This window comes from Fusobacterium ulcerans, assembly GCF_003019675.1.
In the GTDB taxonomy this organism is placed as follows: domain Bacteria; phylum Fusobacteriota; class Fusobacteriia; order Fusobacteriales; family Fusobacteriaceae; genus Fusobacterium_A; species Fusobacterium_A ulcerans.
Window position 1 is genome coordinate 856,040 of the sequence record NZ_CP028105.1, and the last position, 15,315, is coordinate 871,354.

General features: G+C 30.3%; 15 protein-coding genes and 2 riboswitches. Of the genes, 11 read left to right on the forward strand and 4 right to left on the reverse strand.

Annotated elements, in window-relative coordinates:
* The first annotated feature begins 46 nt into the window (after nucleotides 1-46).
* The 9 genes from C4N20_RS03855 to C4N20_RS03895 all read left to right on the forward strand — a co-directional run bounded on the left by C4N20_RS03855 (nucleotide 47) and on the right by C4N20_RS03895 (nucleotide 10,479).
* Nucleotides 47-889: a hypothetical protein gene (locus tag C4N20_RS03855; RefSeq protein WP_005980686.1), complete on the forward strand. Its 843-nt coding sequence runs from the start codon at nucleotides 47-49 to the stop codon at nucleotides 887-889.
* Nucleotides 879-3,506 carry a hypothetical protein gene (locus C4N20_RS03860; protein ID WP_231940481.1) on the forward strand — a complete coding sequence of 876 codons (2,628 nt, stop codon included), beginning with the start codon at nucleotides 879-881 and terminating at the stop codon, nucleotides 3,504-3,506. Before C4N20_RS03855 ends, C4N20_RS03860 begins: the two co-directional genes overlap by 11 nt.
* Before the next feature lie 23 nt (nucleotides 3,507-3,529).
* Complete coding sequence (locus C4N20_RS03865; RefSeq protein ID WP_005980682.1) at nucleotides 3,530-4,441, forward strand: toxin-antitoxin system YwqK family antitoxin; 912 nt, start codon at nucleotides 3,530-3,532, stop codon at nucleotides 4,439-4,441.
* Between the two features lie 15 nt (nucleotides 4,442-4,456).
* Entirely contained in the window at nucleotides 4,457-5,197 is a 741-nt protein-coding gene (locus C4N20_RS03870; protein ID WP_005980681.1) for a fimbria/pilus periplasmic chaperone, read from the forward strand.
* Between the two features lie 201 nt (nucleotides 5,198-5,398).
* Nucleotides 5,399-5,474: riboswitch (cyclic di-GMP riboswitch) on the forward strand.
* A gap of 107 nt (nucleotides 5,475-5,581) precedes the next feature.
* Nucleotides 5,582-6,157: a DUF4402 domain-containing protein gene (locus C4N20_RS03875; RefSeq protein WP_005980679.1), complete on the forward strand. Its 576-nt coding sequence runs from the start codon at nucleotides 5,582-5,584 to the stop codon at nucleotides 6,155-6,157.
* Between the two features lie 89 nt (nucleotides 6,158-6,246).
* A complete protein-coding gene (locus tag C4N20_RS03880) occupies nucleotides 6,247-6,996 on the forward strand; it encodes a fimbrial biogenesis chaperone (RefSeq protein WP_005980677.1) in 750 nt (249 codons plus the stop codon).
* A 153-nt stretch (nucleotides 6,997-7,149) separates the two neighbouring features.
* Nucleotides 7,150-7,225: riboswitch (cyclic di-GMP riboswitch) on the forward strand.
* A 103-nt stretch (nucleotides 7,226-7,328) separates the two neighbouring features.
* Entirely contained in the window at nucleotides 7,329-7,883 is a 555-nt protein-coding gene (locus C4N20_RS03885; RefSeq protein WP_005980676.1) for a hypothetical protein, read from the forward strand.
* A 69-nt stretch (nucleotides 7,884-7,952) separates the two neighbouring features.
* Nucleotides 7,953-8,687: a fimbria/pilus periplasmic chaperone gene (locus C4N20_RS03890; protein ID WP_005980674.1), complete on the forward strand. Its 735-nt coding sequence runs from the start codon at nucleotides 7,953-7,955 to the stop codon at nucleotides 8,685-8,687.
* Nucleotides 8,688-8,901: 214 nt separating this feature from the next.
* Nucleotides 8,902-10,479, forward strand: coding sequence for a sensor domain-containing diguanylate cyclase (locus tag C4N20_RS03895; protein ID WP_005980673.1), 1,578 nt, complete (start codon nucleotides 8,902-8,904; stop codon nucleotides 10,477-10,479).
* Between the two features lie 42 nt (nucleotides 10,480-10,521).
* Here the strand turns inward: C4N20_RS03895 and C4N20_RS03900 are convergent, their stop codons facing one another.
* Nucleotides 10,522-11,139 (reverse strand): DNA-3-methyladenine glycosylase, encoded by a 618-nt coding sequence (locus C4N20_RS03900; protein WP_005980672.1) that lies wholly within the window; start codon nucleotides 11,137-11,139, stop codon nucleotides 10,522-10,524.
* A 310-nt stretch (nucleotides 11,140-11,449) separates the two neighbouring features.
* Between C4N20_RS03900 and C4N20_RS03905 the strand changes: the two genes are divergently transcribed.
* A complete protein-coding gene (locus C4N20_RS03905) occupies nucleotides 11,450-12,184 on the forward strand; it encodes a hypothetical protein (protein WP_005980671.1) in 735 nt (244 codons plus the stop codon).
* Between the two features lie 20 nt (nucleotides 12,185-12,204).
* Here C4N20_RS03905 and C4N20_RS03910 read toward each other — a convergent pair whose 3' ends face one another.
* The 3 genes from C4N20_RS03910 to C4N20_RS03920 form a co-directional block, all read right to left on the reverse strand.
* Nucleotides 12,205-12,642 carry a GNAT family N-acetyltransferase gene (locus C4N20_RS03910; RefSeq protein ID WP_005980670.1) on the reverse strand — a complete coding sequence of 146 codons (438 nt, stop codon included), beginning with the start codon at nucleotides 12,640-12,642 and terminating at the stop codon, nucleotides 12,205-12,207.
* 1 nt (nucleotide 12,643) lies between these two features.
* The gene (locus tag C4N20_RS03915; protein ID WP_005980669.1) at nucleotides 12,644-13,171 is read right to left on the reverse strand and encodes a GNAT family N-acetyltransferase; all 528 of its coding nucleotides are present in this window, start codon (nucleotides 13,169-13,171) and stop codon (nucleotides 12,644-12,646) included.
* 179 nt (nucleotides 13,172-13,350) lie between these two features.
* Entirely contained in the window at nucleotides 13,351-13,761 is a 411-nt protein-coding gene (locus tag C4N20_RS03920) for a hypothetical protein (protein WP_005980668.1), read from the reverse strand.
* 222 nt (nucleotides 13,762-13,983) lie between these two features.
* Between C4N20_RS03920 and C4N20_RS03925 the strand changes: the two genes are divergently transcribed.
* The gene (locus C4N20_RS03925; RefSeq protein WP_005980665.1) at nucleotides 13,984-15,315 is read left to right on the forward strand and encodes an MATE family efflux transporter; all 1,332 of its coding nucleotides are present in this window, start codon (nucleotides 13,984-13,986) and stop codon (nucleotides 15,313-15,315) included.

A 15,315-nucleotide genomic window follows, 5' to 3' on the forward strand; every position in this document is an offset into this window, starting at 1 on the left:
GGAGGGGATTAAAATATATAAGAGACTAAATTTTATAATAGGACTTATGTTTGTTGTATTTTCTTTTTCTTATTCTAGCAGCAATCTTAAAGATGTTTCAGCGAGGGGATTATTTTTAAATGGCGACGTTATTAAAGTTTCAGGTTCAAGTTCAGTAGGATTTGAGATAAATGAAATAACAATAAAAAGAAATGGTGGTGGGGGTCACAAGAATGACTATTTTACTATTTCTGGAGTTGAAGATTCTAATCAAGCTAAAAATAAATTTATTCAAGTAACTGACTTAAAAATCACAAGAGTAGATGTAGGAAGCCAAACTGCTAATGGTGTAGCTTTTTCTGATGGGGATACTATTAAATTTGCTTTAAGTGGCACACTTATATTTAACTGGCCTATATACAACACTAACCCTGATTTCAATATAATTATTGGATATAGAGCCAAAAATGATGAAGTTAATAAAAATCCTATTCCTTTGAATCTTAAAAGTGATATTGAAGTTGTAACACCACTTAATCTTAAAGTTGCTGAAAATATGGATCTTGGAAAGGGAATTGCTGGCAATGCCCTTGATACTTCAAGAGGTGATGGGCACCCTGCAAAAATAGAGGCTACTGGTGAGCGAGGAAAAAATGTTAAATTTAAGATTATAAATCCTAATGATATAAAAATTATAAATTCTAAGGGAAATTCTCTAAATGTAAATGTATGGTTTGAAGAAAATAAACAAGTTGAATTAGTAAGAAATTTACGTGAGAAGTCTACAGGCAACTCTCTTTATGAAGGAAAGGTGTCTGATATAAAAATCCATGGAAGATGCCAATCAGAAACAACTAGCCGTGGAAAATATAGGGGAACATTTATAGTAAGAGCGGAGTATGATGATTAAAAAAAGAAGGGTTCTGCCTTTCTTAATATTTTTAATTCTTATTTCTAAATCTCTTTATTCTGTAGAAAATTATGAAAACTTTGAAGATTCATACATACAGATAAATGCAAAAAAAATCAAAGATGACTTTTTTCTGGTAAAATATGATTATGATAATGAAGAAGTCTACATAGGAATGAATGCTCTATTTTATTTTATGGAGCTCTATGGACTTGAAGTAAATACTGAAAATAAATCTATATCTGGAAAACTCGAGGGGAAAAATATAAACGTTTCTTTTTCAGATGATGAAGCTTATGTCTTAGATGGTGAACTATATGTCAATTCGAAAGCTTTAGAAAAGAAGATGGACTTTACTTCAATAAAATATGATTTTTCATCTTTAAGGTTGAATTTAGAACCAAATTTTACACTGCCTTATGAAGAAAGAGAAAAAGGAAAAGTAGAAAGATTAAGACTGGATAGCAGAAAAGAAGAAGAAGAAGAAAGAAAAATTGACATTGAAGCACCTAGAAAGCTTATAACTCCTGGACTAGTAAAATTAGATTATTCTCAATCTGATATTAAAGGACCTGAGAATCGTCTTTCATACGAATATGCTTCACAGCTCCTGTATGGAGAGCTATATTTATCTGGTGAAATAAGACCTGAATCTGAGCTTACTTATGGTAATCTTACTTATTCAGATATTGTTGGAGATAATGACCTTGTCTTTGGTAATTTCTCCCTTATAACACCTGGATTTCTTAGCATAGACGGTAATATTCTGGGAGTAAGCTTTAACAACGAAGAAACATATGTAACAAAAGATGGTGCTATCACTGTTATTAAAGGGGAAGCTTTTGATGCTGATATCATTGAGCTATATAGAAATGGTATGCTTTTAAGTTATATTTCTCCTCAAACAAAAGATTTTGAATTTAGAATAGATGATGGTATACTTAGTTCTAACTACACATTAAAAATTTACTATAAAAATGGTGGAGTGGAAGAAAGAATAGTTTACTCTCTTTCAGACTCTGAACTATTAAAAAAGGGAAGATACAGATTCTCAGCACAAAGTGGTAAAAATGCTGATAATGGCGACCCTCAAAGTATTGTAAGAACTTTCTATGGACTAGCTAATAATCTTACTATTGGGGTAGGAGGAAATGATCTGATAAGTACTTCTGGAAGAAAATACAGATTTTTAGAAAACACTTTCTTGTGGAGTACAGGACTCAACAGCTTTCCTACTTTGATTAACTATAAGAACTACTACGAAATAGAAAAACAGGAAAACAACTACAATCTGTCAGTGGAGCAAAAACTATTTTCATACAATTTAAGATTTACTGAAAATAAGTATTCTCCATATGTCTATGAAGACACAAATTTAAAGAAATATAATTCATTATCTCTTGGAAAAAGTTTTGATAGAAACTCTTTTGAGTTTGGACTTAATAGATATATTTATTACGATACTGATATAGAAAGCAAAAATATATATGGTACTTGGTACTCTTCAATGCTTAATCCTGTTTCCTTCTCTCTGAGAATGGAAAAAGAATTAACAAAAGGGAGTGAAGGTATATCTTTTTATCCATCCTTTGCTTATTCAGGATTTCAAAGTCTGAATATGATGCTGGATGGTGAAATAAGCAAAAAGAAAACTGATGATGAATATAAGCAGGAATACACATTTAAGGTAAATAAAAGAAACCTGGAATTGATAAAAGATACTCTGTATGCTGATTTTGGAATAGAAGCAAAATATTCCAGTGAAACAGAAAAATTCAGATACGGTATTAGTTTCTCTATTGAACTGGATGACTTTATCTATCTTGAAGTTCCTACTGATATCACTATAGATGAGGATAATAATCGTGAAACAACTACAAGCCTTCATGCCAGCAAGATTATTGATCTCAGCAACCCTCTTAGAAAAATCAAAAGTAATGTTTCTATTACTGGTGCTTGGATACATGGTAAAGTATTCCTTGATAAGAATGGAAATGGTATATTTGATGAGGGAGATATTCCTATCCCTGAAGCTGGAGTTATGGTAAACAACAGAACATTCATAGCTGATGAAGATGGAAATTATGTGGCTGAAGGTGTAGCTACTAACGAGGTTATAGATCTTACAATCAATAGAAAAACTATTGACCCTATGATGAAAAATTCTAAGGGTGCTCTAAAGATTAAAACAAGAAAATCTTCTGGACTTAAAGTTGATGTACCTATTGAAGTTGTTTCAATGGTTACAGGAAATATCTGGAATACATCTGAATTTACAGAAAGACAATTTATACAAGCTGTATCTATGACTACTATAGTCCTTGAAAAAGATGGGCAAGTGCAATATGAAGTCGATCCTGAATTTGATGGAATGTTCTTCTTTGAAGATATCCCACCAGGACAATATAAAATGAAATTTATATATCTTGGTCAGGAAAATTTCGGCTTTACCATCCCTGAATTAGATGTTGATGTTACTCTATCAGATACAGAAACTGGAGAGTATTTTGAAGGTTATGATACTCAGTTAATGAGAACTGCTGTTGAAGAACCAACTCAAACAACACCAACTGATACGGATGAAGATGACATAGATGACATCTTAAATAATTACTAAAAAATCAAAGGAGAAGGGTTATTTTGAAAAAATCGAAGCTATTATTGATAATTATGATTTTATGTTTTAGTATATTCGAACTTTCATACTCTGATGCTAAACGAGTAGAGAAGATTGAAAATAAGCAAATAAAAAATAATATCGTCTATTTCAAAAATGAATCTGTCCCTTTTACTGGTGAATTCAGAGGTCCTGGTATCAATGAAGAATATAAATCAGGTATAAAAGACGGGTTTTTTAAAGGCGTTATTTTAGATGGAGGAAAAAACTTCATCTATGAAGGAAGATATGTAGAAGGAATCAAACATGGACAATGGGTTATCAAATACCCCACTGGAAGCAACAGAGCTATCCTCAGATATAATTATGATAAGCCTCATGGGCAATGGGCATATTTCTATGAAACAAATAAAATAGAGAGTTATGAAAATTTTGAAGATGGTATACTTTCAGGAAGAGTTGTAAGTTATGATCCAAAAGGAAATGTAAAAACACAAGTAACATACAGAAGTGGACTATTGGATGGAGAAGCTGTCTTCTTCCATAGTCCAAACGTATTAGATACTACAACTGTTTTCTCTTATGGAAAACTTAATGGTTCAATAAAAATGTTTTCAACTGACAATATTCCTCTAATAGAGGGGACATATAAAAATAACAGAAGAGAAAATATCTGGAAATTTTTCTACAAAACTGGCGATATCAAAACTACAGTTCCATACAAGAATGGTTTAAAAGATGGAAAAGTCATCATCTATGATAAAGGTGGAGGAGTAGTACTTGTATCTTTATTTAAAAATGGAAATGAAGTTGATGATAAGGGAAATATAATTGAAAAAAGCCAGCCATTTAAAGATGCTATTGTAGAGAGATTTAAGAAATTCAACAGAAATCTAAAATTTGAAAAATATGATAAATTATTATCAGAACTTTAATTTAGGGGTGATCTAGTGAAAAAAATATTTGCATTTTTAATGACTTTCATCATTGGAACTGCTGCTTATGCTCTTAACTTTTCTGTAGCTCCCACAGGTTTCAAAGTTGAACTGCAAAAACCTGTAACTCAGGAAGTGTATATCATCAATAATACTCCAGCTCCACTGAGAATAGAAACTTATATGGAAGCTGCTGAGTCTTTTGAAGATTTTAACTTAAATAATAATATCACTGTATTTCCAAAGATGATATCTATTAAACCAGGTTCTAAGCAGACGATAAGATTCAGAGTAAAACCTGATGCTAATATGACAGATGGAGAATATAGAAGTTTGCTGATATTCAAAGAAGTTCCCCAAGAAATAAAGACAGTAATTGTCAATGATAAAAATAATAAGGGACTTTCTACTGAACTTACTTTTATCACAGAGGTAGCTATAGGAGTATCTGGAATAAAAGGAAAACCTGTAATTGATGGTACAGCACAAAATATAAAAGTATCTTATGCTGAACAAATTCTTTCTCTTAAATGTGATACAACTTCTAAAGGCAACACAGCTATGAGAATAGATTATGTATTGGAAAATGAAAGTGGAAAAGTTATCTCTGAAGGAAGACTTGGAACAAGTGCAAGAACTGGAGAAAAGAAACTTTCAACTAGTATAGAAGCTCCTGAATTAAAAGGAAAAAAAGTAAAACTTATCCTGAAAGATCAAAACAACAAAACAATTTATAGTGGAACAAATTCTTTATAAATTTAAAATAAGGGAAGGAGAAATTAATCTCCTTCCCTTTATTTCTACTGTTCCGTTTTATATTTGATACCTTTTCAATATACTTTTTATATCATGAACAAAAAATATCTTCTATTCGTATTTTTTTCTTGATAAAATAAAAATATTTCATTGACACACATTAATTAATGATGTATAATTATATTACATAAAACTAGTATATTATATCCTTGGCAAAATAACAGAAATGTTATGACGCAAAGCTATAGGGCCTGTAAAATGGCAGCCAGTTGCAATTATTATTTGAGAACATGATTATCAGGATCATGTATTTGAGTAATAGTTGCATTTTTAATATACAGGGGTTATATAAAAAATATTAAGATATTTTTAGGAGGGATAGATATGAAAAAATTATTATTATTAGCAGGATTATTGGTTATAGCTGGTTCAGCTTTTACTGCTGACATTCAAACAGAAGCAAGTGGAGAAGTTGAAATTTTTGCTCAAGTTCTTACTGATTTAAATATTGAGACTGAGCCATTAAATTTTGGTATTCTTGGGTTAAATGATAATAAAACTGTAAATCCAAGTCAGACTGAAGCTGGTAAATTTATTATTAAAGGAGCATCAAATACAAATATTTCTTTGACAATAGAGGATACTATTGATGCAGAGAATAAATTTAAAAATGGTCAAATTACAGCTAGATTATTGAGAGAAGGTGGGTCAAATGGTGCTGCTTATAATGATCGTTTAGTTCCTATTATAAAAATATATGATAATGGTAAACAATTAAGTGATAGTGATCTTTCTTTCAATATAGCTGCTACTGGAAATTTACATGAAGTAAAATCAAAAGAATTTAGGGTTGCAGGAGATATTGAGACTAGACCTGAACAAAATACTGGTAGTTATAAAGGTGCTATAAAAGTTACTGCTAAATATGATTCTTGGCCTGCTGCCACTCCTGCTAAATAACTAGTTCTATAAATCAATAATAAATTTTTACTGGAACAGCAGCATTTATTTGCTGCTGTTTTTTAACTAAATTCTTTGGAGGAACAGCTATGAAAAAACTTTCTTTTTTTACTCTTTTGGTAATACTTTCTGTCATTTCTTATTCTCTTAATTTTTCTGTTATGCCTACTGGTTTTGTAGTAGATTTGGATAAGGTTTCTACCCAAGAAGTCTACATTACTAATAATACTTCTGCACCACTTAGATTAGAAGCATATTTTCAAGGTGATCCTAATTTTGGAGAAAATTTTAACCTTAATTCTAATTCTGTAATATTTCCCAAAATAATTGCTATGAAACCTGGTGCTAAACAAACTATAAGATTTAGAACAAAGCCTGATGCTAATATGAAAGATGGTGAATATAAGAGTTATCTTACTTTCAAAGAAATTCCTCAAGAAATAAAAACTATTCTTAGTGAAGATGGTAGTAATAAAACTGCAATGTCAACTAATTTGCAAATGATTACTGAAATTAGTATAAGTGTATTTGGCCAAAGAGGAAAGCAAATATCAAAAGGAACTTTAAATAATTTGAAACTAAATTATGTTGGAAACGCAATAACTGCTACTGCTGTAACTTCATCTGTAGGAAATGCTTCTATAAAATTCTACTATAATTTAAAAGTTCTAAATTCTGATGTTGAATTAGAAGGAATGCTTGGAATGTCTGCCAGAGAAGGAAAAAAAGATATCAAAGTTTCAATAGACCCTACAATAGATCTAAAGGGTAAAAAAATAAAATTTACAGTGATAGATCAAGATGGAGAAGTATATTATGATAAAATTCATAATTTATAATTACAATTAAAAATTTATAAATCCATATTTTATGAAGGGTTCTATAAAGTAGAACTCTTTTTTTATTCAAATAATATCTTTGAATCGTAAATTTAAGCTTTTTTATATTGACATACATTATTTGCTGGAGTATAATGTATTAAAGAAGTATATATTATAATTTAGCAAAATAACAGAAATGCTATGACGCAAAGCTATAGGGCCTGTAAGATGGCAGCCAGTTGCAATTATTTTTAAAGAGATCGCCTGTCCTTTCACTTTAATAATAGTTGCTTTTTTATTATATAAGTTATTGTTATTATAAAATATTTTATATTCTGGGAGGGATAGATATGAAAAAATTATTATTATTAGCTAGTATCTTAACAGTGTCAGGAGTTGCTGTAGCAGCTGAAGATGGAAAATCAGCTTCAGATGACTTAAAAGTTAAAGCTCAAATTATTAAGCCATTAAAAATCACTACTAAAGAAGTAGATTTTGGAGTAGTAGCAATTGGACAAAGTGCTTCTGCTTCTGATGGAGAAATCTCTATTTCTGGAGAAGCGGGATCAAATTTTTCAATAGAATTTTCTGATTTAAATAATACTACAAATTCTGGTGAATCTTTCACAAGTACAGGGATAGTATTAGTAGAACCAAGTTCTAAAGGTACATTACTGGCAAATTTAGTGATTAGTGATGAGTATGGTACAGGACAATCAGGTAATGCTGGTGGACCTAGTAAATTTGAAGATTTCAAAACAACTGCTATTCCAACAAGTGGGGAATTAAAATATCCTATTTATGGTTATCTTCCTACTGTTCCTGAGGGTACTGCTTCAGGTTTTTATGAAGGAGCTATTAAAGTAACAGCTACATATACTTCATTTCCAGTAGAAGTAAAGTAGAATAAAATATTAAAATAAAAACAGTAGCAAATTGCTACTGTTTTTCAACTTGTTTAATTGGAGGATTTTATGAAAAAATTACTTTTTATCATATTATTATTAAATATCTCAATATTATCATATTCCCTTAATTTCTCAGTAGCTCCTACTGGTTTTTCTGTAGGATTGAATAAAACTTCTACACATGAAATTACAATTTTAAATAATACAACTGAACCACTAAGGTTAAATGCAGTTTTTCACTCTGACCCTACATTTGGAGAAAAATATAACCTTGATTCTAATCTTACTATTTTTCCCAAAACAATATCTTTAAAACCTGCTGCTCAACAAGTCATAAGATTTAGAGTAAAGCCAGATTCTAAGCTTGAAAATGGCGAATATAAAAGTCTGCTCACATTTACAGAAATTCCTGCTGAAATAAAAACTACTGCTAAAAATAATGAAACAGCTTCAAATTTGAAATTTATAACAGAAATCAATATTAGTGTCTATGGATATAAAGGAAATCTTACTCATAAAGGAACTTTATCTGATGTTAAATTAGCTTATAATGGAGTTTCTGCTATTATTTCTGCTTCTTCTTTCTCTGAAGGAAATACATCTTTAAAGTTTTCATATAGTCTGAAAGTTCAAGGTTCTAATGTTGAAGCCTCTGGTCTATTTGGAATATCAGCTAGAGAAGGAAACAAAGAATTAAATTTATCTACTCAATTAGCTCCTAACTTAAAAGGTAAAAAAGCTAAATTAGTAATTACTGATCAAAATGGAAAAGTTTATTACGATAAAGTACACACTTTATAGCAAAAAATTAAATAGAAATTTCTGAGGCTGCTCTTGAAGAGCAGTCTCTTTTTTTAAATTTTTTTTTATCTTTAAATCGCATTTTTCGGTTTGACAATATCTGATTTTGGAGATATACTTGTATTAATATATAAACAGTTAAGTATAAAATCTTTAATTCAAATTTTTATTCTAATAATGAAATAAAATTTAACTTAGAATATAAGGAGTAGTTATGTACAATGCAACTTTAAAAATTTTGTACCCTAATAACTCTCAACTTGACACAGCGATGAATAACTTAAAAATGAGAGAAAATTTTAGTTATGATTTAATCAAATATCATAATTTAAAAGATGAGGATATTGAAAAAGCTAATATTATTCTAGTTCTTCATTCTGATGGTTATGAAGCAGAAAAATTAAAAAAATTTATGAACCCTAATGCAATATTAATCTATATCCTGGAGCATAGTATTCTCACTGACAAAGATGCTCTTTTTAATTTTGTAGATGATATCTGGTTTTCTCCACTATCTGAAATTGAAATACTATTTAGAATAGAAAAAATAATTGATGGAGTAAAGCTGAAAAAAGATAAAAATCTAGCTGAAAATTATCTTAATACACTAATAAATAGTATTCCTGATATGGTATGGTTTAAAGATAATGCTGGTATTCATCTAAAAGTTAATGACGCTTTTTGTAGTATCATAGGAAAATCAAGAGAAAAAATAGAGGGACAAGATCACTTCACTATCTGGGATATTCCAAGACCTGAGTATGAAAAAGGTGGATATATTTGTATGGAAAGCGAAGAAGATGTTCGTAAAGCTGGAAAAACTATTTTACTGTATGAAAAGGTTAAAAATAGAAATGGATTCCGCCGTCTAAATACATATAAATCTCCCTTGTATGATGAAGATGGAGAAATGATGGGGACTGTAGGAATAGCTCATGATATTACAGATCTTGAAAATATAGATATAGAGTTGCAGCTTATTATTAATACTATGCAGTTTGCTATACTGATTTGCAATGAACATGGAGAAATAATTAATGTAAATAACAAATTTGTTGAATATTTTAAAATTGAAAAAGATGTTATTGTCAAGCATAACTACAGAAACTGGTTAAAAGAAAACTTAACTTTAGTCACTATAGTAGATGAAAACGGATGTTTTGAATGTAATAATCAAAAGAATTCAAAACTCCAGGTATTAAATTGTCATGAAAAAATAATTTTAGATACATTCCAAAAAGAAATAGGAAAATTGTGTGTTTTTCGTGATATAACTAAAGAAAGAGAATTAGAAAGTGAGCTCATTCATACTTCTAATACTGATTATCTCACTGGATTATACAATCGTCGTTACTTATATGAATATATGAAGCACTTTACAAAAGTCAATCAAATCATTGTTTTATATATGGATCTTGATAATTTCAAATCTGTAAATGACATATATGGCCATCAAATGGGAGATGAGATATTAGTACTCACATCATCTATTCTTAAAAAAATTTTCCCTGGAGATTTAATAGCTCGTATTGGAGGAGATGAATTTCTCATAGTTTCATTTGGAGAATGGAGTATAGAGGAAATAATGGATAAAGCTTCTCTCTTAATAAAAGACTTGAAAGAAGCTTACATAAATAAAACTAATTTCATTCATTTAAGCTCAAGTATAGGTATAACAGTTGCCTATGATAAAGTAATTGATTTAGATGAACTTATCAAACAAAGTGATATAGCTTTGTATGAAGCAAAAAAAAGAGGAAAGTCGCAAATCTATTTTTTACCATTAGAGTAATTCAGAATAACAAACCTTCCCTTTATTATAGAAAAGAAGCCCTTATTTTTGAGCTTCTTTTTTATTTACTTCTACTTTTTTAGATACATATATACTGTCTGTTATGTAAAATCTCCATGGCTTCAAAGCATCTTCTCCTGCATAATCTATTCCAATTCTAGTAGTTTCAGTTATTTTTTCTGGAATATATCCATCATCTTCTATCCACAGACTTTTTTTATCTGTCAAATCAATACCATTATCTTCTTTAGTTATTCCCAAAGCCTTTGTTAATTTCCCTGGCCCATTAGATATATCTTTTTCTTTCTTCACTTTTCTCTCTGCCATCATCAATTCCCTGTTATCAAGAGGTTCTACACCTCTGATAAGAACAGCCTGAGGATTATCTTTTACAGAAGCTGTCACATTAAAACAGTCATACATTCCATATATCAAAAATACATAGGAATATCCTCCCTCTTTATACATAACTTCTGTTCTGGCAGTTCTCCTGTTATTATGTGAATGACTGGCTTTATCCTCTGCTCCCAGATATGCTTCTACCTCTGTTATTCTCCCCTTAAATAGTTTTCTCCCTCTTTTCTTAACCAATACCTTGCCTAAAAGTTCTTTAGCCACTGTTACAGCATCTCGTGTATAAAATTCTCTATTCAGTATCATCTATTTCTCCTGTTATGCTTTTCTTTAATTATACCAAAACTTTTGCTGGAAAACATTTATTTTTTTAGTAATAAACATAATTTTATATTTATTACAGTATCTATATATTTTATTTATACTTCTGTATACACTCAAATTTTTTTAAAGTATTTATATTTCTATTTTTTAAAACAATTTATGTATTTTTTATTATTAAACTTCTATTAATAAGTATATATATTTTGTATTTTATATAACTTTCATTGATTTACTACAGTTTTTTATATATAATTTAAGTATATTTTATTCTAATTTCAACCAAGGAGGATGTATGTTAAAAAAATCAATTTATACTCTTTTAGCTGGAAGTCTATTTTTAGGAATGAGCTTCAATCTTTCAGCTGAAGCAAAAGTATATCAAGGGCTTGGTAAAGCTGCCAATTTTCGTGTAGGTCCTGGAAAAGACAGCAAAGGAGTAGAAGTCTACAGTCTTAACTATGTAACTGCTTCTGGGCTATTTGATGAAAATGGAAGGATAATCAATATTATAGTAGATGCTCTTGAATTAAGCACACCAAATTATGATGGTGCATCAATGCCTCATTTTTCTGGTTGGCCTGGAACAGCTGGGTACAATGTAACTGATCATGAATCTGGAAATGTTACTGGAATATCTGAAAATACAGTGGAAAATATAACTGCTGAAGTAAATGGATGGAAAACTAAACGTGAACGTGGAAAAGATTATGGAATGAATCCTAGAAACGAATGGGATAAACAAATGAATTTCTATCAGGAATTTTTCAAAGGAAAAACTGTAGCTGAAATAGAAGCATGGTTTGCAAAATCATCATCTGATGTAAATGGAAGACCTTTAAAAGAAAAAAGCAAAAACGAAAAAGACAAAGAAAAATTCAACAAATTGTCTGATTCAGAGAAAAAAGAACTTGTTGATTTAGTGGCTGGAGCTACTATGAGTATAAGAGATGCTCATGGAGATATTCTCGGAGCTATCAAAAATGCTTATGATAATCGTGTAGAAATTACTCTTCCAGCTTCAAAATAATTACAAAAAAAAGATGGTTTTTACGCCATCTTTTTTATTTTCATATGCAATATTGGAAAAGGATTTCCCATGCTGTCAAATTCATCTCTTGATAATACTTCAAATCCCATATGGAGATAAAATTTTAGAGCTTTATCATTTTGCTCATTTACATCTACTTCATCTATTTCTCTATTTTCCATAACATATTTAATAAGAGTTTTTCCAAAAGACATTCCAAAATATTCTGGATCTACAAAAAGCATTTCTATTTTTTTGTCTGCGGTTCCTATAAATCCAGTTATCCTTCCTTCACTGTTTTTAGTACAGTGCATTTCCACTGCATTAAAATACATAGGAATTTCTTTTTTTATATCTTCTATGTTTTTCTCACTAAGAAAATCATGAGTAGCTCTCACAGATTTCTCCCATACTTCTATGAGTTCTCCATGACATTTCTTATCTACCTTAAAAATCATTTTAAACCTCCCTTCCCATTATATAGTTATCATAGTATATTCCATCTATAAGGAGGCATTTTTTTATAGTTCCTTCTTTTTCAAATCCAAACTTTTCATATAGATGAATAGCTTTTTCATTGTCTACTCTTACATCAAGATTTACTTTAGTAAGTCCGCCTTCTTTAGCTTTTTCCAGAACATATTCCATCAAATAATTTCCTACACCAAGCCCCCAAGCTTTCTTTTGAACACATATACCTAAATTTCCCATATGCTTCAATCTTACTCTTTCTTCCCTTGATCCTATGCTGCAACTTGCTATTATTTCTCCATCTATTACAGCTACAAGCATAAAGTTTTTAGGAGTAAATGATTTTATTACTGCTTTTTCCTGTTCAACATTCTTATCATATCCCTCTTTTCCAAATCCAAGAAAATCAGTTTCTCTTCCAGCTTGATTTATATGTATCAAAAGCCCTTCTGCATCTTTTTCTTCAGCCAGTTTTATTACAAGTTTTTTCCCATTTTTCAATATATATTCTTTCATAGTCATTCCTCCAACAATAGTATTAAAAAATCCATACTGAACCCAGCATGGACTTGACTGCGAACTACTCACCACTTTAAGAAGTGGGAGCTTCTTGGGAAGTAGTTAGTAATCTAACTATATTTACCAAGCTCTATGGATAGTCCCTATCCTGACTTTATAGAATAACTAGTATTTAATTAAATTTCCTCAGACAGCTTCCAGATAAGCTCATCCTTCATTTCCTGAAAACCTTTCAGTATTGATATTTTCCAGTTATCTCCATAAAGCTTCACTTCAAAGTTTCTTATTTCTCTTTCAAGATTGCTTTTGGTCACTGCCTTTTTATCAAATAAAAGAGCTCTTTTTTCTTCTTTTCCCTCTATATTAATTAGAAGCATTCCTTTATTATACCCTAATATAGCTACTTCTGATATTTTATCTATAGATTCTTTTTCTATAGCTCTCTCTTTTCTGCTCTCAGCATTTTTTCTTTTATTCTCAGTCAGTCTCTTGAATTTTTTCTCTTCTTCAAGTCTTTTTGCTTTTTTTAATTTTTTATTTTTTGAGTAAGCCAGCCCTTTTGGTTTATCCTTGCTTATTATTTCCATTTTCTTTTCCTCGCTTTATCTTTATATTACTGAATATTATAGCATATCTGTTAAAAAATAGAAATAAAAACTATTATATCCCTTTCAAATACAAAAAGTCAAATTTTTAGAAGATTTCATGGTATTTAAAGGGAAATTAAAAATTTTATAGCTTATTTTCCAGAAATGCTATAAAATACTGTCATATAATATTATGAATAAAAATAATGGGGAGATTTTTAAATGGAAAAAATTAAAATTAAATCGCTTATGTCTTTGACTATACCGATTTTTTTAGAACTTCTGCTGGTAAATATTGTAGGAAACATTGACACTATCATGCTGGGAAAATATAGTGATAAAGCCGTTGGAGCTGTTGGAGGTATCAGTCAGGTACTGAATATTCAAAACGTAATATTTGGTTTTATCTCACTTGCTACCAGTATTCTTATAGCTCAATATATTGGTGCCAGAAACAGAAAAAAAATTAAAGAAGTTATCAGTGTGTCTGTCCTTTTTAATATTGCTTTAGGTATAGTTATGGGGCTTATCTATTTTATATTCTGGAACAGTATCCTAATAAAAATAAAACTCCCTACAGAACTTATTGGCATGGGAAAAACTTATTTTAAACTGGTTGGAGGTCTCTGTGTATTTCAGGCTGTAACTCTTACTTGCGGAGCCATAATGAAAAGTCATGGAAATCCTAAGCCAATGCTTTTTGTAAATATAGGAGTCAATCTGCTGAACATTCTTGGAAATGGTATGTTCATCTTTGGATGGTTTGGAATGCCTATACTTGGAACTACTGGGGTAGGAATATCTACTGTTGTTTCAAGAGGTCTGGGATGTATTGTAGGTCTTGTAGTTATGATGAGATATTGTAAATTCAGATTCAAGAAAAAATATATATCTCCATTTCCATTTACTGTTATAAAAAATCTTCTCTCTATTGGAATACCAACAGCTGGTGAAAACCTTGCATGGAATGTAGGACAGCTTATGATACTTTCTATGGTAAATGCTCTAGGTACAAACTATATAGCTTCTCGTACTTATCTCATGCTTGTGGCTACCTTTGTAATGACTTTCTCCATCTCACTGGGGCAGGGAACTGCAATTCAGGTAGGGCAATTAGTTGGAGCTCATGAACCAGAAGAAGCCTACAAGAAATGCTTTAAAAGTTTAAAACTGTCAATAGTCTTAGCCTTTGTTGTTACTTCTATAGTTGTAATTTTTAAAAGAAATATAATGGGAATTTTTACAAGCGATCCTGCAATACTGGAGATATCTTTAAAAGTATTCCCTTTGATGATAATACTGGAAGTAGGAAGAGTATTCAACATTGTTATAATCAACTCTCTCCACGCTGCTGGAGATATAAAGTTCCCTATGTTCATGGGAATAATATTTATTTTTATTGTTGCCGTCCTTTTCTCATATATACTGGGAATAAAATTAGGATGGGGACTTGTTGGAATCTGGATAGCCAATGCTGCTGATGAATGGTGCCGAGCTATAGCTATGCTCCTTAGATGGAAGAGCAGAAAATGGGAAAGCAAACGTTTTGTATAA